The organism is Moritella sp. Urea-trap-13 (assembly GCF_002836355.1).
Taxonomy (GTDB): Bacteria; Pseudomonadota; Gammaproteobacteria; order Enterobacterales; family Moritellaceae; genus Moritella.
Genome location: NZ_PJCA01000040.1, coordinates 26,203 through 49,520 on the forward strand (window position 1 = coordinate 26,203; position 23,318 = coordinate 49,520).

Below are 23,318 nucleotides of genomic sequence, written 5' to 3' on the forward strand. Positions count from 1 at the left end.
CTCTCTTTATGGGATTATCTTTAATTACATATAAAACAAAATTTTAGCGGATATTGTCGTGTTAATAAAACCTGCACATCATAAGCATGAGATAACAACTCCCCATTCTTGGAGTGATTTGCCAATGGGGACGTGGCTGGCTAGCCAAATTCAGGCGCGTCTTGATGTCTGGTGTCCAAAAATATTTGGTTATCATCTACTAAAATTAGGTTCGTTAAGTGGTGAGCTTAATTGTTTTGGCAGCAGTATACAACATCAGGTCACAGCAACGTCAGAGTTAGGTATGGGGGGGCTGTTTATTGATCCTGCTCATCTGCCTTTTCAGGAAAACTGCATTGATGCTTGTATCTTGACACAAGCATTGGATTTTTCTGCTGACCCTCACCAAATATTACGCGAAGTAGAGCGGGTATTAACCGCTGATGGTTACCTGATCTTAAGCGGTTATAATCCGTTGTCACTGTGTGGTTTAGTGAAGTTATTTGGGCTCAAGCGTAATCATCCGCCTTGGTCTGGCAGAATGTTTACTCCCGCGCGGATTAAAGATTGGCTCGAGTTGCTGGGCTTTGAAGTTATTCAAGATGACCGTTTTGGCTTCACCTCTTTTCTTGGTAAAAAGCCATTAACATGGTGGTCGGAGAGCCTCGGTCAAATGCATTTCCCTTCTTTTTCATCAGTCTACTTTATTGTTGCCCGCAAACGTCGATCACCGATATCACCGATTAAAAATTGGTGGCAAGTTAGCCATGCTAAACGTCGTTTTATACCCACCGGTGCTACCCAAAAGTTGCCGCATAAGTCTTCTTAGTTTTACTTGTTTTGATTTACCTGTGTAATCAGGTGAATCAAAGGCTAATTCATATTAGAATAGCGACAGTTTAATTGAAGTGGTGAAATTTATGTCGTTGGACAATGTAGAGTTAATGCAGGGCGCTGGGCGTATAATCGTTTTTGATACCGAAACAACCGGTATGAATGACGGTGCGGGTGGTATCCATGTCGGTCACAGAGTGATTGAAATAGGGTGTATTGAATTAATCAATCGCCGCCCAACTGGTCGCACTTATCATGTTTATATCAAACCAGATCGTTTAGTCGATCCCGAAGCGATCGCGGTCCATGGTATTACCGATGCATTTTTGCAAGATAAGCCGAGCTTCTCAAGCATTGCGGATGAGTTTATTGCCTTTATTAATGGTGCTGAGCTAGTCGCACACAACGCCTCGTTTGATACTAGCTTTATTGATCATGAATTTAGGTTGTTAAATAAAGGCCTGCCAGAAACTAAAGAAATTTGTAAGATTACCGATACATTAGCTATCGCTAAGAAACTTTTTCCGGGTAAGCGGAATAACTTAGACGCACTTTGTAATCGTTATGGTATTGATAACACCCATCGTACCCTGCATGGGGCCTTACTGGATGCGGAGATCTTGGCTGACGTTTATCTGTTTATGACAGGTGGCCAAACTAAACTGAATTTATCGCAAGATAGCGCGAATGCACAAGGTAGCGGTGTTCGCCGAGTTGCAGCAAGCCGTGCACCATTGAAAGTTGTGCAAGCAACAGATGATGAATTGAAAGCACATGATGAACGACTCGGCATCGTCGGTAATGCGTTGTGGCAAGTACACTAAGATAAGGAAAAGCATGCGTAATATTTGGTTGTTACTGGCACTTATTGGTGCTGTTAGCATCAGTACCTTCACGTCAGCTAAAAGTGTTTATCAAACAAGTGATATTACCTTGTTAGATAATCGCTTTCGAGTTGATCATGGCATTGATAAAATTACTTTTATTATTGCGCGTGAACGTTTTTCTAAAGCGGTTATTTTAGTGCGTCCGGATGGCAGCAAAGTTTACATTTGGGATAAGTCCGACCGTGTTCACTGGATTGAAGGTGAAGAAAACGACATCATCACCATTGACCAGCCGATGGCTGGGCCTTGGCAAGCCATTGGTAAAATACAAGGCAATAACCGTATTCAATTATTGTCTGACGTAAAGCTGCAAGTGAATCGATTACCAATACAATTATACAGTGGCGAGCGTTTGAAAGTCAGCGGTGAGTTATTGCATCTAGAAGAGCGCTTAAATGAATCCTATTTACGCGATGCTGAATTGATTATGACCGCGTATGGTTATAACCGCACTGAAGATGAAAACTTTAACTTTACCTCTCAAGAACTCGCCAGATTTAATGATAAGGGCGTATTTTATGATGAACTACCTGAAGATGGTCTGTTCACCGCATTTTTACAACTGGATTTAGACACCGGTAAATATAAATTTGAAGTGGCGGTAAAAAATCACGCGTTTACCCGCAGTTTTAACCAAGACGTTATCCTCTTCCCTAAACCGATCAAGACACAGATGCTGTCGTTGCTGGAGGGTGAAGACCCACAGTTAAAACTGACTTACGATATAGCAGAATTAAAACCCGAGAGTATTGTGATTAAAGGGCGTTTATTAGCCGTTAATAGCGGTGAAAGTAGCGACTTTATCATTTATGGTGAAGCTGACATGGCAGAGCAAATTCATACCTTCCAGCGACCTGATGAGACCGGTAATTATTCGATTGATTTGATGTTATTTGCGACCACCAAAGCGGGACGTGAAATAATAATGAAACTACCGGCAGAAGCCTTCGTGATACCAAAGCCAATTTTTATTGATAGTGCATTGATTCCCGCGGCAACTGTTTCTCAAGCAGAGACGACTGAAACCAGCATGACGCTATTAGAGGATACCGAGAGTGACTGGAATTTAGTATTATGGGTTGTTGGTAGCTTACTGGCGTTACTGGTTTTAGCGGTGACGGCATTGTTTACTATTAAATTTTGGCAAAAACGTAAATTTGAAAAAGTAATATCAAATCAAATGGACGGTGAAATCACTGCTCCGATGCCATTAGGCCGCGGTGATGAGCTAAATAAGATGACAAATTTAGACCTTAATTCATTAGATAAATAGTTTGATATTTAAACAATTAACTTATGCATGGTGTTTGTGCTGGATAGGGCTCGCATTACGCATTATTTAATTACAGTTTTGCGATTAACACTTGTTTAAAAATTGTAATGCAATTAAAGTCGATGTTAATTGAGATAACCTTTATTTTTAAAGGTTATCTGGCTGGCTCTCAGATTCGAGAGTCAGATTTAAATAGTCAACTTCTCAAATTAAGGTTAAAAATTATGGCGATTCAACGCACTTTTTCTATTGTTAAGCCTGATGCAGTAAGAAAAAATTTAATTGGTGCTATTTACTCTCGTATGGAAGCTAGTGGTTTAAGTATTGTTGCAGCAAAGATGCTTTATCTTACTCGTGAACAGGCTGAAGGTTTTTATGCTGAACACGAAGGTAAAGTATTCTTCGAATCTTTGATGGAATTCATGACTTCTGGTCCAATAATGGTGCAAGTATTAGAAGGTGAAAATGCAATCACGTTCTACCGTGAATTAATGGGTGCTACTAACCCAGAAAATGCCGCGGCGGGTACGTTACGTTGTGATTATGCTGAGAGCATGCGCTTTAATGCCGTACACGGTTCTGATAGTGAAGAATCTGCTGCACGTGAAATAGCTTACTTCTTTACTGAAAACGAAGTATGCCCGCGCTAATTAATTAGTGTAACGGGTCGTAAAGCAGTTGCGTAGTGATGTGCGATTGATTTACTGCCCGGTTTATGACTCTAGCTGCACTTACCCACACCTTTCACATTATCCTCATATTCTTTTTATAGCTGATATTCAGCCTTAATTATTTGTTATCTATTCCGATTCTTTGCTATTTAAAATAACAGAGAATAAATTATTTTGTTTAATTCGGCCAATGCGCTAGCGTCTAGGCGTTAAACTTTGTACAATCCCGCGCCCTGAAACCTCAATTTTAGCATCGTCTTTTTTATCCAACTATTCTTAAAATATTGTTTAAAATTGAGTCTTAAATTGTTTCAAACCGAATAAAATACATTATAGAGGCTCACTTCATGAGTAATAAAAAAATTAATCTATTAGACTTAGATCGCAAAGCTATGCGCCAATATTTTGCTGACATTGGTGAAAAACCATTCCGTGCCGATCAAGTGATGAAATGGATCTATCATGAAGGCTGTGATGACATTAATGAAATGACTAACTTGAATAAAAAATTACGTGAGAAATTATTACGTGAAACGGTTATTCAAGCACCTGAAATCAGCCAAGAGCAGCGCAGTGAAGATGGTACGATCAAGTGGGCATTAAAAGTTGATGGTCAAGAATATGAAACTGTTTATATTCCTGATGGTGACCGTGCAACACTTTGTGTATCGTCACAAGTAGGTTGTGCACTAGAATGTACATTCTGCTCGACTGCACAGCAAGGTTTTAACCGGAACCTACGTGTATCAGAAATTATTGGTCAAGTATGGCGTGCAACGCAAGTTATCGGCTTTAATAATAAGAAACGTGCAATCACTAACGTGGTAATGATGGGTATGGGTGAACCACTACTTAACATGACAAACTTAGTGCCAGCATTAAACTTGATGTTAGATGATTATGGTTTTGGTCTATCAAAACGTCGTGTAACAGTATCTACGTCTGGTGTTGTACCTGCGCTAGATAAATTAGGTGACTTAATCGATGTTGCATTAGCTGTATCATTACACGCGCCAAATGATGAACTACGTGACGAACTTGTACCAATCAATAAAAAGTACAATATTGAAACGTTATTAGCCTCTGTTAAGAGCTACATCAGTAAATCAAATGCTAACCGTCAGAAAGTAACCATTGAGTATGTATTACTTGATCATGTTAATGATTCGACTGACCAAGCACACGAATTAGCGGCATTATTAAAAGATACGCCGTGTAAAATTAACTTGATCCCATTCAATCCATTCCCGGGTAGTGGTTATGGTAAACCAAGTAATAGCCGTATCGATCGCTTTAATAAAGTGTTGATGACTTATCCAAATACCGTGACGATTCGTAAAACACGTGGTGACGATATTGATGCCGCTTGTGGTCAATTAGCGGGTGATGTAATCGACAGAACGAAGAGAACATTAAAAAAACGGATGCAAGGTGAAGAGATTTCAGTCAAAATGAGCGACTGATACTTTTGACTAGATGGATTTAGGCATGAAACGCTACGCTGTAGTAGGATTGATGGTAGTGGCGCTGGCTGGGTGTAGCTCACAGAGTTACATTGAAACCAGCGCAGGTTTAAGTGAAAATTCGGTCGATAAGTCTTCAGCGGCCCGCAGCCGTTTAACCCTAGCGTTAAAGTATATTGAAATTGAAAACTATCAAGAAGCGAAAATAAATCTTGATAGAGCAGTTAGTTATACACCTGACAATGTGGATATTTATTTAGCTTATGCCTATTACTATCAGAAGGTACAAGAGCATCAACAAGCCGAGAAAGCTTATTTGTATGCGCTCGACCTTGCTCCAGATAATGGTAATATTCACAATAATTTTGGTGTGTTCTTATGTGGCGTTGCGCGATACGATGAAGCTGAAACTGAGTTTTTAGCGGCGATCGCGTCACCGAGTTATAATCAACTTGCCAATAGTTATGAAAATGCGGGTCGATGCGCGCTTGAAAACGGCAATAGCTCGCAAGCACTCAGCTATTTACAATCATCTCTCGCGTATGCACCGCAAAATTTAGACGTACGATTATCTATTGCTGAGTTAAACTATACATTGGCCGATTTCGCAGTGGCCAAACAACAATTAACTAAATATGAATCAGTCAGTAAGGTAACCGCACGCAGTCTTTGGTTGGGTTTTAAAATTGCCGACAAACAACAAGAATCGGCGGTTGCCGAAGTATATAGTCGCCAATTATTAGCTCAATTTCCCTTAGCGTTCCAAACACAAAAATATATTAAAAATGACTATTGATTTAGAAACCTTAAAAAATCCCGATAAAACTGCTGCATTGCAGGATAATATCGACGTGGTGACCGCAGGCCAAATATTGCAAGATGCTCGCATTGCATCAGGTATCAGTGTGCAAGAGGTCAGTAATAATATTCACCTTAAGCTCTCAGTTATTAACAATATTGAACAAAGTGTTTGTGACAAGCATATCTCACCTACATTCATGCGTGGCTACATTCGTTGCTATGCCCGCTATCTTAAAATATCCGAAGACGAAGTGATTGCTGCTTATGATTGCCAAAATGTGCTGTGCGAGCAACAAGCTGAATTACAAAGTTTTTCTCGTCGAACTAAATTAGAAGCGCACGATAACCGTTTAATGCTGGTCAGTTACGGTATTATTGGTTTTATGCTGGTGGTATTTTTAATTTGGGGATTACGTGGCGATGACGTTGATGTTGTCGTGCCAGAGCCTATCGCAACACAAGTCGCCGTCGCGCCTGACGCTGTTATGACAAGTGAAGAACCAACCCCTAAACTTGTTACCCCTGAGCAAGTTGTTATCGAGCCAACCTCGGTAACGGAAACGCTTGCTGTAAAGCCAGAACAACCGCTTGTGGTAAAACCAGTTGCAGTGGCTAGTCCCGTTATTACGAATACCGTGAATAATAAACCTGCTATTGTTGCTCAGTCATTGGTACTGAAATTCGCGGGTGATTGCTGGGTACAAGTTAAAGATAGCAACGGCAAAACATTATCGACAGGTGTTAGAAAAGCCGGTCAGACAATTGAATTACAAGGTTTAGCACCACTATCCATCAAACTCGGTGCACCAGAGCAAGTAACAATGAGTTATGCCGGTGAGCCCGTGGATTTATCAACCTTTAAACAAGGTCGTCTGGCTAAATTTAAATTACCTTTTGAAGCTTAATAACGAGTTATAAATATGCATCAGGAAAGTCCAATTATTCGCCGCCAATCAAAACAGATTATGGTCGGTGACGTGCCAGTCGGTGGTAATGCACCGATTGCTGTACAGTCAATGACAAATACCTTGACGACGGATGTGGCAGCAACCGTTGCGCAGATTAAAGCATTAGAGGCCGTAGGCGCTGATATTGTCCGTGTTTCTGTGCCAACGATGGATGCGGCAGAAGCATTTAAACAAATTAAACAGCAAGTTGATCTACCACTGGTTGCAGATATTCATTTCGATTACCGTATTGCCCTTAAAGTGGCTGAATACGGCGTTGATTGTTTACGCATTAATCCAGGTAATATCGGTAACGAAAGCCGTATTCGCTCGGTAGTTGACTGTGCTAAAGATATGAATATACCTATTCGTATTGGTGTCAACGGTGGCTCATTAGAGCGTGAAATCCAAGAGAAATACGGTGAACCAACACCCGCAGCCTTAGTTGAGTCGGCAATGCGTCACGTTGATATTCTTCAACGTTTGAACTTTGATCAGTTTAAAGTCAGCGTAAAAGCATCGGATGTATTTCTTGCGGTCGAGTCTTACCGCCAGTTAGCTAAATTGATTGAACAACCACTACATTTAGGCATTACTGAAGCCGGTGGTTTCAGAAGTGGTGCGGTTAAGTCTGCAGTTGGTTTGGGCATGCTACTTGCTGAAGGTATCGGTGACACCATCCGTATTTCATTGGCCGCAGATCCGGTTGAAGAAATTCGTGTTGGTTTTGATATTCTAAAATCATTACGTATTCGTAGCCGTGGTATTAACTTTATTGCTTGTCCTACTTGTTCGCGTCAAGAGTTTGATGTGATCAGTACGGTAAATGCGTTAGAAGAACGTTTAGAAGACATTATTATACCTATGGACGTGTCTATTATCGGTTGTGTGGTCAATGGTCCGGGTGAAGCGGAAGCGTCACAAATTGGTGTAACTGGCGGCAGCAATAAGAGCGGTTACTATCTTGATGGCAAACGTCAGAAAGAACGTTTTGATAATAACGATATGATAGATCAGCTTGAGGCTAAAATTCGTGCAAAAGCAGCGATGATGGCACCTGAAAATATCATCGTAACTGACGCTAAAGCGTAATTTACCCGTAAAGGTGTTGAAATGAGGATAAATATCCGACTAACACCTTTGAATATTTTACCTCGACGTAGAAACTCCTTATAATCTGGGGTTATATGTCTTTTTTAATTTTCGAGAGTGACCGTGGCTAAACCAATCCAAGCAATTCGTGGCATGAATGATTGCTTACCAGAACAAACGCCGGTATGGCAAAAAGTAGAATCAGTATTACGTGATACTGTTGCAGCCTATGGCTACTCTGAAATTCGTATGCCAATCGTTGAATCTACGCATTTATTTAAGCGTGCAATTGGTGAAGTAACAGACGTTGTTGAAAAAGAAATGTACACGTTTGAAGACCGTAACGGTGATAGCCTTACATTACGCCCTGAAGGCACTGCATCAACAGTACGTGCTGGTATTCAAAATGGTTTGCTTTATAACCAAGAGCGTCGTATGTGGTATATCGGTCCGATGTTCCGTCACGAACGTCCACAAAAAGGTCGTTACCGTCAATTCCACCAATTCGGTGTAGAAATTTTTGGTCTAAAAGGCGCGGATACCGATGCGGAAGTTATTTTATTAACTGCGCGTCTGTGGAAATTACTGGGTATCGAGCAACATGTGACATTACAGCTGAACTCGTTGGGTTCTTCTGAAGAACGTATTGCCCATAAAGAAGCATTAATTGCGTTTTTAGAAGGCTTTAAAGACGAACTTGATGAAGAAAGTCAACGTCGTATGTACACTAACCCGTTACGTGTACTTGATAGCAAGAATCCAAACGTACAAGCGTTATTGGCTGATGCTCCAAGTCTTACTGATTATTACGGTGAAGAAACTAAAGCCCACTTTAGCGGTCTATGTAAGATATTAGATGTTGCAGGTGTTAAATACCAAGTGAATGATCGTTTAGTTCGCGGTCTAGATTATTACAATTACACTGTATTTGAGTGGGTAACGGAAAGCTTAGGCGCACAAGGTACTGTGTGTGGTGGCGGTCGTTATGATGGTTTAGTGGAACAATTGGGTGGCAAAGCAACACCAGCCGTTGGTTTTGCATTAGGTATTGAACGCTTAGTATTATTATTAGAAACATTAGAGCTAACCGCAGATATTGCTGGTGCTGTTGATGTTTATATCGCGGCATTAGGTGAAGGCGCTGATGTTCACGGTATGTTATTAGCAGAACAGTTACGCGACCAAATGCCATCTGCGAAAGTGATGATGCATAACGGCGGCGGTAACTTTAAGAAACAATTAAAACGTGCAGACCAAAATGGCGCTAAAATAGCACTTATTTTGGGTGGCGACGAAATCGAAAACAAACAAGTGACAGTGAAAGATCTGACTGGTAAAACAGAGCAACAGACTATCGCAGTAACTGAGTTAGTGAATCTATTAACAACATTGTTAAACAAGTAATTATTACGGTTTAGTTGTGTTTACAAATTAAGGGTGAGACGTGGAAGGTTACGCTACTGAAGAACAACAAGTTGAAGCGCTGAAATCATGGTGGAAATCTAATGGTAATGCGGTTATTTTTGGTACTGTACTAGGCCTAGCTGGCTTAGTGGGTTTTCGTTATTACAACGATAGCCAGTTAACAGGACAAGAAGAGCTATCGGCTGCTTATGATACTGTTGTAACTGAATTATCTGAAAATGGACTTGCAGCGAAAGCGACAACTCAAACGTTTATTGATGCCAACAGCGGCAATGCTTATGCAACATTAACAGCATTACAACTGGCTGCTGAAGCGGTTAAAAAGCAAGATTTTGCGGAAGCTGAAAAACAACTTAGCTGGGTAGCGAAAAACAGCAATCAAGCGAGCATCTTACCAATTGCTAATATCCGTTTAGCACGAGTGCAAGCGCAACTGCAGAACTTTGATGCTGCTCTGGCGACATTAGACACAGTGACACTGGATACCTTTGCAAGTAAAACCGCAGAAGTTAAAGGCGATATTTATGTGCAGCAGGGCGATTTGAACGCCGCGCGTAGTGCCTATGAAGCAGCTCTTGCAGGTATTGGCGCCAATACTCAGTTATTAAAACTGAAGCTTGATGACCTTGCTATTGCCGGCGTTGCAGATGATCTCGATGCTGCAATCGCGGGAGAGTTGAATGACAAATAAGCTGAAGGCAATCACAACAGCTGCGGTGCTTTCAGTCTTTTTACAAGGTTGCTCTTTATTTAGTGATGACGAGGACGTGTATTCTCCACTGCCTGTTATCCAAGCTAAATTTACGCCAGAAGTAGAATGGCGTAAGAGTATAGGTTCTGGTGTTGGTGAGTATTACTCACAAACCCGAACTTTACTTGCAAATGATCAACTTTTTGCTGCTAGCCGCGCTGGTATCGTTAAAGCCTTAGATCCTATTTCTGGTGATGTAATTTGGCAACAAGACTTATCTGAACAAGAAGTTTTTAACCGTTTTGATGACAGTGATGATGCATTACTTTCTGGTGGCATCGCTGCAGGTTACGGCATGGTGTTTGTCGGTAGTGAAAATGCTGTATTATTTGCATTAAACGATAAAACCGGTGAAGTGATCTGGCAGGTTGAAACTGACGGTGAAGTGATCGCCAGTCCTGTGGTTGATGAAGGTCTGGTTATTATCCAAACGGGCACTGGTAGTCTGATTGGTTTTGACGTTCAGACGGGTGAACAACGTTGGATCCAAAGCTCAGAACTACCTGCTTTAACATTACGTGGTAATAATTCACCAATCACCACCAATGGAGCAGCGATTTATGGTCGTAGTGATGGTAAACTAGCCGCAGTATTTATTGCTAATGGTCGATTGATCTGGGAAGTAAGTGTTGCAAAGCCAAAAGGCGCGAATGACATTGACCGTTTAGTTGATGTGAATGGCCAAGCTGTAGCTCGTGGCACAGATGTATATACGTCTGCGTTTAACGGTGAACTAATGGCTGTTGAATTGCGTTCTGGTAAGGTCCTTTGGAAGCGTGCTTATGCGTCAGTAAAAGATCTTACCGTTGCTGGTTTTGAACTATTCTTAACTGATACAGAAGGTCGTATTCATGCAATCGACCGTCGTAATGGTTTGACCTTATGGTCACAGAATCGTTTAGCATTACGGGGTGTAACAGCACCGGTTGTTGCTGGCGACAATATTGTTGTCGGTGACAAAGAAGGCTATTTACACTGGCTAGATCGCAAGACTGGCAAGTTAGTAGCACAACAATTAATTGATAGTGATGGACTATTTTCTAAAGCCTTGAACTCAGATGAATATCTCTATGTTCAAAGTCGCAGTGGTGACTTGGTTGCGGTAAAAAAACCAATATAACTGACGAGATAGAATACCATCAAACTAATTTTATTGCGCCGAGAGGCGCATTTTGTCCTTTTAAATAAGTGACTTTATTTTACTAGAGCCGTATTGAGGCTGAGGTTAACTATGACCCCTGTAATTGCATTGGTTGGACGCCCGAATGTTGGTAAATCAACATTGTTCAACCGCTTAACTCGTACCCGGGACGCACTTGTTGCCGATTTCCCAGGGTTAACTCGTGACCGTAAATATGGACAAGCTAACTTAGCTGGTCGTGAGTTCATTGTTGTTGATACCGGCGGTATAAACGGCGATGAAGAAGGGATTGATGCAAAAATGGCTGAACAGTCGCTACTTGCGATTGAAGAAGCTGATGCCATATTATTTATGGTAGATGCTCGAGCAGGCCTAATGGTAGCTGATCAAGCAATTGCTAAACATTTACGTAAGCAACATAAGAAAGTATTTCTTGTTGCGAACAAAACAGATGGTCTAGATGGCGATGTTGCAGTTGCTGAATTCTATGCGCTTGCACTTGGTGACATTTACCAAATTGCGGCAGCGCAAGGACGTGGCACAAATATTCTAATTGAAGAAGCATTAGCACACGTTGAAGTTGTTAATCCTGAAGAAGAGGAAGAATTCTCTGACGCAGCCCCTTTCATTGATGGTGAATTATTACCTGAAGAAGAAGAGGAAGAACGTCCTGACGATTATTCAAGTTTACCGATTAAACTTGCGATGATTGGTTGCCCTAACGTAGGTAAATCAACACTGGTTAACCGTATTTTAGGTGAAGAACGTGTTGTTGTTTATGACATGCCTGGTACTACACGTGACAGTATTTACATTCCAATGGAGCGTGATGGTCGTAACTACATGCTTATTGATACTGCCGGTGTACGTCGTCGTAAAAATATCAATGAAGCTGTTGAGAAATTCTCAATCGTTAAAGCATTACAAGCAATCGATGATGCTAACGTTGTATTGATGGTATTTGATGCACGTGTTGGTGTTACCGCTCAAGATCTAACATTATTAGGTTTTGCGATTAACTCTGGTCGTTCAATTGTAATTGCAGTGAACAAGTGGGATGGTTTAGATTCTGATGTGAAAGATCGCATTAAATCTGAATTAGACCGTCGCTTAGGCTTTATTGACTTTGCACGTATCCACTTTATCTCGGCATTACACGGTACTGGTGTGGGTAACTTATTTGAATCAATAACAGAAGCATTTGATTCATCTACGAAACGTGTATCAACGTCTATGCTAACGCGTATCGTTCGTATGGCTGTTGATGATCACCAACCGCCAATGCACGCAGGTCGTCGTGTTAAGTTACGTTATGCGCATGCGGGTGGCTACAATCCACCACTTATCGTCGTGCATGGTAACCAAGTAACAAAATTAGCGCATTCATATCGCCGTTACTTAATTAACTATTTCCGCCGTTCATTAAAAATTATGGGTACGCCGATTAAAGTTGAATTCCGTGACAGTGAAAACCCGTTTGCAGATAAGAAAAATAACTTATCGTTATCGCAACAGAAAAAACGTCGTCGTATGATGTCGCACTATAAGAGTAAAAAATAATAGCTTAGGCTGTTGTCGATAGAAAGGTCTGTTTTTACAGGCCTTTTTTTATACTTATAAATTAGTAAAAGTATAGTTTCAGTGATGATGAAGGCATATTCTTTACGTTAAGGTATCTACTTTAATGTAAAGACTGCTACTATTTGTGTCTAATGAATAGGGATGTGAATGAATCAATATGGATAGTGTGAGAGGTTTTAGTTGACCATAGTTGCAGTTGTGTATTTTTCGGAATCCGGGTCAACTCAGGCGCTGGCGCGCGAAGTGATTTCAGGTATTAGCACCGTTGAAGACGTGAAGGTGATGGAATGCCAGATACAAGCTTGGGATATGTTTGAAGGTCGTTTCGATAATGATGAATTCATGTGCTTGCTGGATAATACCGATGCTATCGTGTTTGGTTCACCCACTTATATGGGCGGCGTTTCAGCGCAATTCAAAGCATTTGCCGATGCTTCGAGCGAACGTTGGGATAGTCAGCAATGGCGCAATAAATTCTGCGCTGGCTTTACGGTCGGCAGTTGCCTTAATGGTGATCAAACTAACACCATTCAATACATGGCGACATTAGCCAGCCAACATGGCATGTTATGGGTTGGACTCGATATTGCGGGCGGTTATAACAGTGTCGGATTAAATCGCTTGGGCTGTCAATTAGGCGCGGTAGGGCATAATCCCGAAGGCGAAGTACATCGCAGTGATCTCGATACCGCTAAATACTTAGGGCGTCGAGTCGCAGCCATAGCTAAAGCCTGCAGTATTAACTTACAGGCTTTATGATGCTTATTTATAAGAGCTATAAGTGTGATTAATATTAATAACGAGTTAAGCGCTCAAGCGTTTAACGAGCTGAGTAACCAGCAACTCAGCACCCGCTAAGTCATCTTGATCAAAACGGCCGATACTGGGACTGTCGATATCTAGTACTCCGATTAATTTATCATTCACCACAATCGGTACCACGACCTCTGAATTGCTTGCAGCGTCACAGGCGATATGACCTGGGAAGTCATGCACGTCGGTGACTAATTGACTCTGTAATGTACTGGCTGCTGTGCCACACACGCCACGGCCGACAGGAATGCGGATACAAGCGGGTAGACCTTGGAAAGGACCTAATACTAACTCGTTATTCTCGTAGAGATAAAAGCCAGCCCAGTTAACATCTTCTAGCTCCATGAATAATAACGCACTGAGATTAGCTAGATTAGCAATTAAATGGTTTTCTTCGGCCATTAAAGCGTCTGCTTGTTGAGCAAGACGCTGATAAAGTTGGATCTTAGACATGTATTTCCTTGATGAATTGATAGGATGAAAAGCCAACGCGTACCCTATCTATGATAATAATATATATCTTAGCTGATGATTATATCGTCATAAAGACCATATTGGTTTTAGCGGCATCGTTAGGGCTAAAAAACAGTGATAAGATATAGTTTAATTTACTGAAAATGTGTTTACTAAATGCGAACATAGTAGATCCTCGTCATACTTACAGCTTAGTTAGTATCACTGTAATACATAATGATAGCGGTTACTTTACCTCTTATTTAATATTTATCCTGTTTCATCGACTGAAGTTATAAATTCATGCATATATACCTAGTTACCCATGAGAGAGAGTTCTCACGTCGCAGTAATACTGGCAAATTAGTGCAACAGTTCCTACCTGATGAGACCAGCATTGTTGCTTGGCGTCGGAAAGAACCTGATAGTCAATTGTTAGCGGCGATCAGAACCGGTTGTGTGGCTATTTTAGCGCCAGGCGCGGAAGGCGAGCATCAGATAAGTGACTTTGATAGCTTAGTATTACTGGATAGCACCTGGCAAGAAGCACGCAAGATGTATAGTCGCAGTGACTATTTAAAAGATTTACCTAAGGTGACATTAACCGCGCCACAAGCCTCCGAGTTTATTTTACGCGCCAATCAACTTGAAGGTGGGTTAAGCACTGTTGAGTGTGTGATTGAGCTACTACGCTTACAGCAGCGCGAGCCTGAAGCCGAACAACTGAAAGTTGAATTTAAGGCATTTATTCGCGCTTGTTTATAAACGTTTGACGATAATTTTTCGGCGTGTTCTGGGTCCAACGGCGAAAGGCTTTATAAAATGCCGCCGGTGTCGCAAAGCCTAATAAATACGATATCTCACTAAAACTAAGCAGGGTGTCGCGAACATAACTCAATGCCAACCCCTGCCTCGTTTTATCCATGATGCTTTGATAATTGGTATTTTCTTTGTATAAGCGTCTTCTTAACGTCCAAGCCGATGTCCCGAGTAATGCTGCTACTTGGTTAATGTCAGGCATATTCCCCACCAAGTTATGACTTACTTTTTCGATAACCTTACTTTGCCAGTCTTGATTTTGTTGCAGCAGGTTTAGCTCGTTTTGACATAATTGCTGTGCTTGTAAATAACTGCTCATGCACGCATCTGGCAATGGTGTGTCGATATGCTGACTATTTAATACTAAGCCATTAAATGTCGAATTAAAGATAACCGGACATTGAAAAAAATGCTGATAGCGTTCGCTGTTGTTAGGCTCGGGATATTCAATATGCACTGTTTTGACAATAGTAGCGGGCTGGGTTAAATGTTTAGCTCGGGATGTGAGTAAGGTAAACCAACTGGCGAGCACTGAGTCCACGACAAAATAATTATAGAGGTTGTACGGCGCTATCGAATAAAAGCTCAGAGTCGGTTCTTGTGCCGTTACCTTGGTATTATTCACAGGGGTGAAGGTTGAGTGACCGCGTACATTCTGACTTAACAAACTCTCATATTGCGCAAGGACTTGTGCCATCGTACTGATATCAACAGCAGACATAGCGGCAAATCCCAGCATGCCGTAATGTTGAAAGCAGACATTTTCCCCCATCAATAAACCGAGGTCGTTTCGCTGGGTTTGTTGGATAAGATCAAAACCCATGCGCATATATTTGGGAATCGATAAGCGCCCATTATGAGCACTCAATTGGGAGATAGAGACGTTATATTTGGCTAAAATAGGCTCCATATCACCATTGATTTTATGACTGGTTAAGTTCATTTGTTGTAAAAAATTAACCGAAATATCCCCTAAACTTACTTTCGACTCTTTCACTTCCGTCATACTACTCATATCCGTAATCACAAATGCCAGTTAACAATGTTTACCAATTAAGCTCGTGAAATGGTGAATGCTAACTAAAGATAACTAATTGTATATCATGAGCATTGTATCCGTCGTGCTTTAGCGCTACTTTTCATAACTTAAGAATAAAATAAAAAGCATAAACGCTGAATAAAATACTCAACGCAATGGAGTGAATCATGTCTGCACACAATAATTATCCGAACTTACTAGCACCGCTCGATCTGGGTTTTACCCAACTCAAAAACCGTGTATTAATGGGCTCTATGCATACAGGGCTTGAAGAAGTCAGTAACGGTTTTACCCGTATGGCTGCTTATTTTGCTGAACGTGCCGCGGGTGGTGTCGGTCTTATTGTTACTGGAGGCATTGGTCCTAATCCTGAAGGTGCTGTATTTCAAGGTGGCTCGAAAATGGATACGCCTGAAGAAGCTGAAAAGCATAAAGAAGTCACCGCCGCTGTGCATGCCGAGGGCGGTAAGATCTGCATGCAGATCTTACATGCAGGGCGTTATGCCTATAGTAAGCAACCTGTTGCGCCATCCGCTATCCAAGCGCCGATCAATCCAGCGCGTCCACGCGCGTTAACGACAGAAGAAGTCTACCAGCAAGTGGCTGCTTTTGTTAAGTGTGCCGGACTGGCACAATTGGCGAATTACGATGGTGTTGAGATCATGGGGTCTGAAGGTTATTTGATTAACCAGTTTATTGTTGAACACACTAACCAACGTGATGATGAATGGGGTGGCAGTTTTGATAATCGTATTCGTTTCCCCGTTGAGATAGTAAGACAGGTGCGTGAAAAAGTCGGGTCTGACTTTATTATTATCTATCGCTTATCGATGTTGGATCTGATTGAAAAAGGCAGCTCGTGGCAGGAAGTAGTGGCGTTAGCAAAAGCCATTGAGAAAGCCGGTGCAACCATTATTAATACTGGTATTGGTTGGCATGAAGCGCGCGTGCCTACGATCGTGACGAAAGTGCCAAGAGCGGCATTTACTAAGGTAACGGCAAAATTAAAAGGTGAAGTATCGATCCCCTTGATCACCACCAACCGTATTAATACCCCTGAGATTGCAGAGTCAGTACTCGCGCAAGGGCACGCTGATATGGTGTCGATGGCGCGTCCATTCTTAGCCGACCCTGAATTTGTCAATAAAGCCGCAGCGGGTAAAAGTGACGAGATAAATACTTGTATTGGCTGTAACCAAGCGTGCTTAGACCATACCTTTAGCATGAAATTAACTTCTTGTTTAGTCAACCCGCGTGCTTGTCGTGAAACTGAGCTTATTTACGTGAAATCGCCGGTAAGTAAACGTATTGCCGTGGTCGGGGCTGGTCCTGCTGGTTTAGCGTTTGCGACAGTGGCTGCGCAGCGTGGGCACAAGGTGACTATCTTTGATGATAAAGCTGAAGTGGGCGGGCAGTTTAATATTGCCAAGCAAGTACCAGGCAAAGAAGAGTTTTTTGAAACCTTGCGTTATTACACGACGATGACGGCTAAATTGGGCGTGGAAATTATACTGAATAAACGCGTGTCTGCAGATGAACTTATCGCTAACGGTTTTGATGACGTGGTATTAGCAACTGGGATCGCCCCCCGTACACCGGCTATTGAGGGTATTGGCCACAGTAAAGTGCTTTCTTATTTAGATGTATTACGCGATAAGCAACCTGTTGGACATAAAGTGGCAATCATTGGCGCTGGCGGTATCGGCTTTGATGTCGCTGAGTATCTGGCGCATGATCATCAGTCAACCGCGCCGACGGCAAGTCTTGATATTGATACCTTTATGCGCGAGTGGGGCGTTGATTTAACCATGCAACATCGTGGTGGTTTAATCGCCGCAGAGAAATCGGTGGCCGCACGTGATATTTATTTATTACAGCGTAAAGCCACTAAGGTCGGTGCTGGTTTGGGTAAAACCTCAGGTTGGGTGCACAGAGCCGGTTTAGCCAGTAAAAAGGTAGCTATGCTTAACAGCGTTGAATATGTGAAAGTGGATGATCAAGGTTTACATATTTTGGTCGCGGGTGAACCTCAGGTATTGGACGTGGATAATATTGTTGTCTGCGCAGGTCAAGATCCATTACGTGAATTACAAGCGCAACTGGTCGCTGCAGACCAACAGGTACATCTTATTGGTGGTGCCGATGTCGCCGCGGAACTGGATGCCAAACGCGCTATTAAACAAGGTTCTGAATTAGCCGCTACGATTTAGTCTCGTTAGAATTTTGATTTTAATACATATATGAAGTCCGCATTATCGTACTGATATAAATTAAATTATTTCACTTAATATCAGTGCGATCGTGCAAATTTACTCTAGTCTTGAAGTCTAAATTTAACTTTTATGATGAGTGTACGAATGCCCAGAAAACTGTGTTATTTATTGGAACTACCTGATTCTAAAGTGGCATTTAGTGTGTTACTCATTGCCGACAAAGCCTGCTTGTCTGTGGCTGATATTGATGAGTGTTACGCCATTGATCGGCTGATGATAGTTGAAAATCCCAGTACCCAATTACAAGGTTATTATATTTGTGATTATGCTACGCCAGTTTGGTCACTGGAAGACTTGTCATTGCAGGATATCGGTTTACTTTCTGCGCATTTTGGCTTGTTGATTGAGCATGAGTATAATGATATTTATGCGATGGAAGCACATCAACTTATTGATTCTGAAAAATATCAGTCAATTAAAACCTGACCTAGAATTTAAATGTCACATTTATTTTCTGCTAATTGTGCTATAACAGAGTGTGCTCAGCAAGATTAACTGTCTGTTATGTGAAGAGGAAATGATGGCTAAACTGAAAAATGAAAAGAAATTATTTAAAGCTGCGATCACATTAGGTACTCAGTATCTACAGCAACGTGGCAGTACATTTACAGCAACAGATCCAGAAGACATTAAAGCGCAATATATTTATAAAGCGTTAGTGTTTGATAAACTGATGCAACCGCTTGCTAAAGATCAAGAAACGACCTTAAATATTAAACATAAATTAGCCATTTGGATCTCTCGAAAATTACCGGCTGGCCATCCTTTACTGACGGGTGAATAGTAACGAGGTTTAACCGCTAAAGTTATTTATAAACATCATTACTGGGCTAAACATGTTAGATACGTGTTTAGCCCATTTTTATGACTGCTTAATGATGCTGTAGAAATAACGTAGCTGCTTTGATCCCTGCACTATAATCATTTTCGAGCGTAGATACTTCACGCGTTAATGTGGGGGTTTGTAGTTCTTCATCAGGCGCTATTTCGATAATATGGATCCCCGCTGGTGGATTGCGCATAAATTCGCAAGTGCTGTTATATTCTTTGCTGTAATTATCAAGCAACTTGGTGAGTACGGTATCGTCTCTAACCCAGTAGGTCAGCACCCGTTCTAATACCGACAATTTTTCTATCCAATCTCTGCTTCTGGTTCTGATGACAATAATATAATTTGCACCTAAATCGACCGCCTTCTTTACAGGGATCGGATCAACTAGCCCGCCATCAATATGCACATCATTACCAAGCTTAACCCCTGGCCGAAATACGATAGGTAAGGCGCAAGAGGCTGCTATCTGCTGAAACCAACGGCTCGGATCTGCATTTTGATAACTGGCTTGACCTTTGGCTTTGTCACAGCTGGTGATAACAAAAGGACGGGAGTTTAACCGCCGTTTGGCCTGATGCAGATCTATCGGATCATGTAGCGCTAATAAATCATGTAACTCTGCTAGTTCCATTGCATTGCCACCTTTGAGAAAGCGTGTCCAATTAACAAAAGTAGTCGATTTGGCTAGGTGATTAATCAATCGTACAGAATACTTCTTTTGCCCTGCGATAAATGCAGATAAGTTTACCGTGCCTGCGGAACTGCCAATAAACAGATCAAAAGGGTCATAACCATGGTCTAAAAAGGTATCTAACACTCCAGCCGTAAATACGCTACGCATACCACCGCCTTCTACAACAAGTGCTGTTTTTATCATAGCAACCTCGATATATTTGCTTGTTTTAACCACCACTAATTTATTGCGATGGCTATCACTGTGCTACCAACAAGCCTAGAGTAAATACCAGTATTTGGTAGTTATGTTTTTTGGCGTTATTTGAGCATGCCTAGTATTGTTAATCAGTATCGAATAAGATTGTGACAGCTAGGTGAAGCAAGGATGATGTTATAGTGACAACAATGAGTAGGCGTTGACTAATCGTTTAATCAGCAAAACAGTGGAGGTGAGTCGCGCCTCCATCATTTATTTTCAAGGGGTTATTTAGTATTAATAAAAGTAAGCGCGTCTTGTACGGTTTGCTGCGGGATCTCTTCCATGGGTACATGACCAGCATCAGGGTAAGTGATCAAGGTTGAACCGGCAATATTCGCGAGCCATAGTTCACTTAATACCGCTGGAACCCAAATATCTTTTTCGCCCCACATCAGTAATGTCGGTGCTGTGATAGTGGCAAAGTTGAGTGGTTCTTGCTGGCTATTTTTTTCATCTACATGGCAATAGTATTGGCATAGGCTTGTTTAGCACCTGAGCGTAATGAAAGATGGATATAACGATCCATGTTGGTTTTGCTGATCCGTGCTTGCTCGCCATAGACGTCTTTAACGCCCATCGCGACGATGAAAGGTGGGAAAACATTCGCTGCAAGACTGTTGATCCCAGGCATGCTGGCAAAACTTAGAATAAAGGGCAGATCCTGAGGTGCACCTGCGGGATCAATTAAAATCAATTTCTTTACGTTATAGGGATTGTTCGCAGCGTAATGAGCGGCAATATAACCACCCAATGAATTACCGGCCAAGATGAAATCATTAAGTGGTGCTTGATCACTAAATTGTAGGTTAAAAAACATAAAAAAAGGCCCAGTACTTATATAAGTACTGGGCCTTTTTTACTTAATTCTATGTACTAAATAATCGAGCGCATGACGCTAATATTATTTAGTTAAAGATTCAGTCAGGTTAGGACGGATCTTAGCAAGCATTTCTTTAAGTACACGTGGTGATGCAGCAACTGAGTTACCAGATTTGAAGAAATCATGGCCGCCAGCGAAATCAGTTACGATAGCACCAGACTCAGTAGCGATTAAGTTACCCGCTGCAGTTTCCCAAGGCTTTTGACCCATGCTCCAGTAACCGTCGATACGACCAGCTGCTAGGTAAGCAAGATTTAGAGCAGGACAACCCGCTGCACGTACATCTGCACATTCAGCGAATAATGCGCCAAAGATGTTCATGTAAGTATCTTGCTGGTGCTTCATGCTGTGTGGGAAACCAGTAGCTAGTACAGTACCAGATAATTCTTTAGCAGAACCTGCACGTAAACGGTAACCGTTTAATTGTGCGCCTTTACCACGACAAGCTGAGAAGATTTCATCGCCGATAGCATCAAAGATAACTGCAACTTCAGATTTACCTTTAACGTGTAAAGCGATAGAGATAGCGAAGTGTGGAATACCTTTAATAAAGTTGGTATGACCGTTTAGTGGGTCAACGATCCACTGGTAATCTGTGTCTGCACCAGTCGTAGCACCGCTTTCTTTTGCGATGATAGTATGCTCTGGGTAGGCTCTTTTAATTGTAGCGATAATAGCTGCTTCAGCTTCTTTTTCTACGTTAGTCACAAAATCATTTGTGCCTTTTTGCTCTACTTTAGTCTTGCTTGGATCACCATAAGCTTTTACGATTACATTGCCTGCGTCACGCGCAGCACGGATCGCTATTGTTAGCATCGGATGCATACTATTACCACCAAATTTTTGAAAGAACGGGAATTAGGGCGCGGATTATACCCAACTTAACGCAAAGATCCAAAGTAATTTTCATAACTTTTTATACCGTGTTTTTATTCTTAGTATATTTTTACGTTTTCGCCGCGGCTTAGTACATCCGCTACAGGTTAATTGTGATAGAATTCGCGACCAGTAAATTAACAATTCCAATAATAGTCTAACCCTTGCTTTAAACGTACTGTTTAAATAGCGTGTTGGACTATTATGCATCTTTTTAGGTATTAATTATGTTAGCAAACGTAAAAGTTGTATTAGTCGGCACATCTCATCCAGGTAATATTGGTTCAGCTGCTCGCGCAATGAAAACAATGGGTTTAACACAGTTGGTGTTAGTTGCGCCGTTATGTGAAATTGATGAAAAATCAGTGGCTCTTGCTGCCGGTGCTGCAGACGTATTAACAAATGCAACTATCGTCGATACCTTAGAAGAAGCGGTAACAGACTGTGGTTTAGTGATAGGTACGAGTGCGCGTTCACGTACGCTGCAATGGCCAATGCTTGATTCACGTGAAGCAGGTTTAAAACTCATTGAAGAAGTACCTAATTATCCAGTAGCACTGGTATTTGGTCGTGAGCGTATTGGTTTGACCAATGAAGAATTACAAAAATGTACTTATCATGTGTGTGTTTCTGCAAACCCAGAATACAGTTCATTAAACTTAGCGATGGCAGTGCAGATCCTGACATACGAAACGCGTATGGCTTACCTTGCGACTAACTCGTATCCAGAACAAGATAATCCGTATCCAAAGCAAGCTGAATTGGAAATGTTCCATACTCACCTTGAAGAAACACTCTGGGATAGTGGTTTTATTAACAAAGCCCACCCTGGTGTCGTGATGAATCGCTTACGTCGATTATTTACTCGTGCACGCCCTGAAGCGGTTGAACTCAATATCTTACGTGGCGCATTGGTGTCTATTCAGCGTAATTTAAAAAAATAGTCGGTCTTCGAACTGGGCCTTTCGTGGTTTAAATGTAATACCTGAGTAAATTAGTCAGGTATATACTTGACCATTTCAGTCGGGTATGTAACCATAACCTTAAATAACAGTTTTAGAGGTTGCTATGCGATTGACATCGAAAGGGCGTTACGCCGTTACAGCTATGATTGATCTTGCATTGCATGCAGAACTTAAACCTGTACCACTGGCTGAAATATCTGAGCGACAAAGTATTTCATTGTCGTATTTGGAACAGTTATTCTCTCGATTACGTCGAAAGAAACTGGTAGCAAGTGCAAGAGGACCTGGTGGCGGCTATAAATTAGGCATGTTACCTGGGCTTATTTCTGTTGGCATGATCATTGATGCAGTTGATGAAAATGTAAAAGCGACCAAGTGTGATTCCTCTGGTGGCTGCAATGATGGAAAACGCTGTTTAACGCATTCACTTTGGGATGACTTAAGTGAGCGAATTAGTGATTTCCTTGATAATATATCGCTTGCTGATCTGATGACTAATAATGAAATAAAACAGATCGTCAACGAACAAGATAATGACCGTAAAATGTTAAATAAGATTGATATAAATATTATTTAATAATGGTTAAAA

At 41.5% G+C, this 23,318-nt stretch carries 25 protein-coding genes; 19 read left to right on the top strand and 6 right to left on the bottom strand.

Translation table 11 applies throughout. The annotated features are described in order from the left end of the window. The first annotated feature begins 124 nt into the window (after positions 1-124). From CXF93_RS20615 to CXF93_RS20675, 13 genes are all read left to right on the top strand, one after another. Positions 125-808, top strand: coding sequence for a class I SAM-dependent methyltransferase (locus CXF93_RS20615; RefSeq protein ID WP_101064385.1), 684 nt, complete (start codon positions 125-127; stop codon positions 806-808). A 91-nt stretch (positions 809-899) separates the two neighbouring features. Beyond that, positions 900-1,637 carry a DNA polymerase III subunit epsilon gene (gene dnaQ, locus CXF93_RS20620; protein WP_101064386.1) on the top strand — a complete coding sequence of 246 codons (738 nt, stop codon included), beginning with the start codon at positions 900-902 and terminating at the stop codon, positions 1,635-1,637. Positions 1,638-1,650: 13 nt separating this feature from the next. Next, positions 1,651-2,973: a TIGR03503 family protein gene (locus tag CXF93_RS20625; RefSeq protein WP_101064387.1), complete on the top strand. Its 1,323-nt coding sequence runs from the start codon at positions 1,651-1,653 to the stop codon at positions 2,971-2,973. A 224-nt stretch (positions 2,974-3,197) separates the two neighbouring features. Then, complete coding sequence (gene ndk / locus CXF93_RS20630) at positions 3,198-3,623, top strand: nucleoside-diphosphate kinase (RefSeq protein ID WP_101064628.1); 426 nt, start codon at positions 3,198-3,200, stop codon at positions 3,621-3,623. Between the two features lie 368 nt (positions 3,624-3,991). After that, positions 3,992-5,107, top strand: coding sequence for a bifunctional tRNA (adenosine(37)-C2)-methyltransferase TrmG/ribosomal RNA large subunit methyltransferase RlmN (locus CXF93_RS20635; RefSeq protein WP_101064388.1), 1,116 nt, complete (start codon positions 3,992-3,994; stop codon positions 5,105-5,107). Positions 5,108-5,132: 25 nt separating this feature from the next. Then, on the top strand, positions 5,133-5,903 hold the full coding sequence (pilW, locus tag CXF93_RS20640; RefSeq protein ID WP_101064389.1) for a type IV pilus biogenesis/stability protein PilW: 771 nt from the start codon (positions 5,133-5,135) through the stop codon (positions 5,901-5,903). Then, positions 5,893-6,813: a RodZ domain-containing protein gene (locus CXF93_RS20645; protein WP_101064390.1), complete on the top strand. Its 921-nt coding sequence runs from the start codon at positions 5,893-5,895 to the stop codon at positions 6,811-6,813. The genes pilW and CXF93_RS20645 overlap by 11 nt, the downstream gene beginning before the upstream one ends. A gap of 15 nt (positions 6,814-6,828) precedes the next feature. Beyond that, positions 6,829-7,947: a flavodoxin-dependent (E)-4-hydroxy-3-methylbut-2-enyl-diphosphate synthase gene (gene ispG / locus CXF93_RS20650; protein WP_101064391.1), complete on the top strand. Its 1,119-nt coding sequence runs from the start codon at positions 6,829-6,831 to the stop codon at positions 7,945-7,947. Between the two features lie 123 nt (positions 7,948-8,070). Next, entirely contained in the window at positions 8,071-9,351 is a 1,281-nt protein-coding gene (hisS, locus tag CXF93_RS20655; RefSeq protein WP_101064629.1) for a histidine--tRNA ligase, read from the top strand. Between the two features lie 40 nt (positions 9,352-9,391). After that, positions 9,392-10,063 (top strand): tetratricopeptide repeat protein, encoded by a 672-nt coding sequence (locus CXF93_RS20660; protein ID WP_101064392.1) that lies wholly within the window; start codon positions 9,392-9,394, stop codon positions 10,061-10,063. Next, positions 10,053-11,243, top strand: a complete 1,191-nt coding sequence (gene bamB / locus CXF93_RS20665; protein WP_101064393.1) for an outer membrane protein assembly factor BamB — start codon at positions 10,053-10,055, stop codon at positions 11,241-11,243. Before CXF93_RS20660 ends, bamB begins: the two co-directional genes overlap by 11 nt. Before the next feature lie 111 nt (positions 11,244-11,354). Then, entirely contained in the window at positions 11,355-12,824 is a 1,470-nt protein-coding gene (gene der / locus CXF93_RS20670) for a ribosome biogenesis GTPase Der (protein WP_101064394.1), read from the top strand. 201 nt (positions 12,825-13,025) lie between these two features. Then, complete coding sequence (locus CXF93_RS20675; protein WP_101064395.1) at positions 13,026-13,604, top strand: flavodoxin family protein; 579 nt, start codon at positions 13,026-13,028, stop codon at positions 13,602-13,604. 45 nt (positions 13,605-13,649) lie between these two features. On the opposite strand, the gene CXF93_RS20680 is transcribed toward CXF93_RS20675, so the two are convergent. Then, positions 13,650-14,111, bottom strand: a complete 462-nt coding sequence (locus tag CXF93_RS20680; RefSeq protein WP_101064396.1) for a GAF domain-containing protein — start codon at positions 14,109-14,111, stop codon at positions 13,650-13,652. Positions 14,112-14,414: 303 nt separating this feature from the next. On the opposite strand from CXF93_RS20680, the gene CXF93_RS20685 reads away from it, so the two are divergent. Then, positions 14,415-14,876, top strand: a complete 462-nt coding sequence (locus CXF93_RS20685; RefSeq protein ID WP_101064397.1) for a tRNA-uridine aminocarboxypropyltransferase — start codon at positions 14,415-14,417, stop codon at positions 14,874-14,876. On the opposite strand, the gene CXF93_RS20690 is transcribed toward CXF93_RS20685, so the two are convergent. Further along, positions 14,857-15,945: an AraC family transcriptional regulator gene (locus CXF93_RS20690; RefSeq protein ID WP_232784277.1), complete on the bottom strand. Its 1,089-nt coding sequence runs from the start codon at positions 15,943-15,945 to the stop codon at positions 14,857-14,859. The genes CXF93_RS20685 and CXF93_RS20690 overlap by 20 nt on opposite strands. Before the next feature lie 191 nt (positions 15,946-16,136). Here CXF93_RS20690 and CXF93_RS20695 point away from each other — a divergent pair, with 191 nt between their 5' ends. The 3 genes from CXF93_RS20695 (at position 16,137) to CXF93_RS20705 (ending at position 19,026) form a co-directional block, all read left to right on the top strand. Further along, positions 16,137-18,179 carry an NADPH-dependent 2,4-dienoyl-CoA reductase gene (locus CXF93_RS20695; RefSeq protein WP_101064399.1) on the top strand — a complete coding sequence of 681 codons (2,043 nt, stop codon included), beginning with the start codon at positions 16,137-16,139 and terminating at the stop codon, positions 18,177-18,179. Between the two features lie 147 nt (positions 18,180-18,326). Beyond that, positions 18,327-18,668, top strand: coding sequence for a hypothetical protein (locus CXF93_RS20700; RefSeq protein ID WP_101064400.1), 342 nt, complete (start codon positions 18,327-18,329; stop codon positions 18,666-18,668). 94 nt (positions 18,669-18,762) lie between these two features. After that, positions 18,763-19,026 carry a DUF5062 family protein gene (locus CXF93_RS20705; RefSeq protein WP_101064401.1) on the top strand — a complete coding sequence of 88 codons (264 nt, stop codon included), beginning with the start codon at positions 18,763-18,765 and terminating at the stop codon, positions 19,024-19,026. A gap of 88 nt (positions 19,027-19,114) precedes the next feature. On the opposite strand, the gene CXF93_RS20710 is transcribed toward CXF93_RS20705, so the two are convergent. From CXF93_RS20710 to suhB, 4 genes are all read right to left on the bottom strand, one after another. Further along, on the bottom strand, positions 19,115-19,951 hold the full coding sequence (locus CXF93_RS20710; protein ID WP_101064402.1) for a patatin family protein: 837 nt from the start codon (positions 19,949-19,951) through the stop codon (positions 19,115-19,117). A 281-nt stretch (positions 19,952-20,232) separates the two neighbouring features. Continuing rightward, positions 20,233-20,400 (bottom strand): alpha/beta fold hydrolase, encoded by a 168-nt coding sequence (locus CXF93_RS22330; RefSeq protein ID WP_232784278.1) that lies wholly within the window; start codon positions 20,398-20,400, stop codon positions 20,233-20,235. A gap of 62 nt (positions 20,401-20,462) precedes the next feature. After that, the gene (locus CXF93_RS22335) at positions 20,463-20,825 is read right to left on the bottom strand and encodes an alpha/beta fold hydrolase (RefSeq protein WP_232784279.1); all 363 of its coding nucleotides are present in this window, start codon (positions 20,823-20,825) and stop codon (positions 20,463-20,465) included. 84 nt (positions 20,826-20,909) lie between these two features. Next, a complete protein-coding gene (suhB, locus tag CXF93_RS20720; protein ID WP_101064403.1) occupies positions 20,910-21,713 on the bottom strand; it encodes an inositol-1-monophosphatase in 804 nt (267 codons plus the stop codon). 278 nt (positions 21,714-21,991) lie between these two features. Between suhB and trmJ the strand changes: the two genes are divergently transcribed. Together trmJ and CXF93_RS20730 are read left to right on the top strand one after the other, a co-directional pair. Beyond that, positions 21,992-22,708 carry a tRNA (cytosine(32)/uridine(32)-2'-O)-methyltransferase TrmJ gene (trmJ, locus tag CXF93_RS20725; protein ID WP_101064404.1) on the top strand — a complete coding sequence of 239 codons (717 nt, stop codon included), beginning with the start codon at positions 21,992-21,994 and terminating at the stop codon, positions 22,706-22,708. 124 nt (positions 22,709-22,832) lie between these two features. Further along, a complete protein-coding gene (locus tag CXF93_RS20730) occupies positions 22,833-23,306 on the top strand; it encodes an Rrf2 family transcriptional regulator (protein ID WP_017221943.1) in 474 nt (157 codons plus the stop codon). Positions 23,307-23,318 lie beyond the last annotated feature (12 nt).

What these genes read in the sequence shown, in the direction of transcription:
- CXF93_RS20685 (WP_101064397.1), top strand. Translation starts at nt 14,415, where the DNA reads ATGCATATATACCTAGTTACCCATGAGAGAGAGTTCTCACGTCGCAGT.
- ndk (WP_101064628.1), top strand. Translation starts at nt 3,198, where the DNA reads ATGGCGATTCAACGCACTTTTTCTATTGTTAAGCCTGATGCAGTAAGA.
- CXF93_RS20730 (WP_017221943.1), top strand. Translation starts at nt 22,833, where the DNA reads ATGCGATTGACATCGAAAGGGCGTTACGCCGTTACAGCTATGATTGAT.
- CXF93_RS20690 (WP_232784277.1), bottom strand. Translation starts at nt 15,945, where the DNA reads ATGAGTAGTATGACGGAAGTGAAAGAGTCGAAAGTAAGTTTAGGGGAT.
- CXF93_RS22335 (WP_232784279.1), bottom strand. Translation starts at nt 20,825, where the DNA reads ATGTTTTTTAACCTACAATTTAGTGATCAAGCACCACTTAATGATTTC.
- CXF93_RS20700 (WP_101064400.1), top strand. Translation starts at nt 18,327, where the DNA reads ATGCCCAGAAAACTGTGTTATTTATTGGAACTACCTGATTCTAAAGTG.
- CXF93_RS20625 (WP_101064387.1), top strand. Translation starts at nt 1,651, where the DNA reads ATGCGTAATATTTGGTTGTTACTGGCACTTATTGGTGCTGTTAGCATC.
- ispG (WP_101064391.1), top strand. Translation starts at nt 6,829, where the DNA reads ATGCATCAGGAAAGTCCAATTATTCGCCGCCAATCAAAACAGATTATG.
- CXF93_RS20695 (WP_101064399.1), top strand. Translation starts at nt 16,137, where the DNA reads ATGTCTGCACACAATAATTATCCGAACTTACTAGCACCGCTCGATCTG.
- der (WP_101064394.1), top strand. Translation starts at nt 11,355, where the DNA reads ATGACCCCTGTAATTGCATTGGTTGGACGCCCGAATGTTGGTAAATCA.
- CXF93_RS22330 (WP_232784278.1), bottom strand. Translation starts at nt 20,400, where the DNA reads ATGTGGGGCGAAAAAGATATTTGGGTTCCAGCGGTATTAAGTGAACTA.
- CXF93_RS20710 (WP_101064402.1), bottom strand. Translation starts at nt 19,951, where the DNA reads ATGATAAAAACAGCACTTGTTGTAGAAGGCGGTGGTATGCGTAGCGTA.
- CXF93_RS20680 (WP_101064396.1), bottom strand. Translation starts at nt 14,111, where the DNA reads ATGTCTAAGATCCAACTTTATCAGCGTCTTGCTCAACAAGCAGACGCT.
- dnaQ (WP_101064386.1), top strand. Translation starts at nt 900, where the DNA reads ATGTCGTTGGACAATGTAGAGTTAATGCAGGGCGCTGGGCGTATAATC.
- CXF93_RS20645 (WP_101064390.1), top strand. Translation starts at nt 5,893, where the DNA reads ATGACTATTGATTTAGAAACCTTAAAAAATCCCGATAAAACTGCTGCA.
- CXF93_RS20635 (WP_101064388.1), top strand. Translation starts at nt 3,992, where the DNA reads ATGAGTAATAAAAAAATTAATCTATTAGACTTAGATCGCAAAGCTATG.
- suhB (WP_101064403.1), bottom strand. Translation starts at nt 21,713, where the DNA reads ATGCATCCGATGCTAACAATAGCGATCCGTGCTGCGCGTGACGCAGGC.
- pilW (WP_101064389.1), top strand. Translation starts at nt 5,133, where the DNA reads ATGAAACGCTACGCTGTAGTAGGATTGATGGTAGTGGCGCTGGCTGGG.
- CXF93_RS20615 (WP_101064385.1), top strand. Translation starts at nt 125, where the DNA reads ATGGGGACGTGGCTGGCTAGCCAAATTCAGGCGCGTCTTGATGTCTGG.
- bamB (WP_101064393.1), top strand. Translation starts at nt 10,053, where the DNA reads ATGACAAATAAGCTGAAGGCAATCACAACAGCTGCGGTGCTTTCAGTC.
- CXF93_RS20705 (WP_101064401.1), top strand. Translation starts at nt 18,763, where the DNA reads ATGGCTAAACTGAAAAATGAAAAGAAATTATTTAAAGCTGCGATCACA.
- trmJ (WP_101064404.1), top strand. Translation starts at nt 21,992, where the DNA reads ATGTTAGCAAACGTAAAAGTTGTATTAGTCGGCACATCTCATCCAGGT.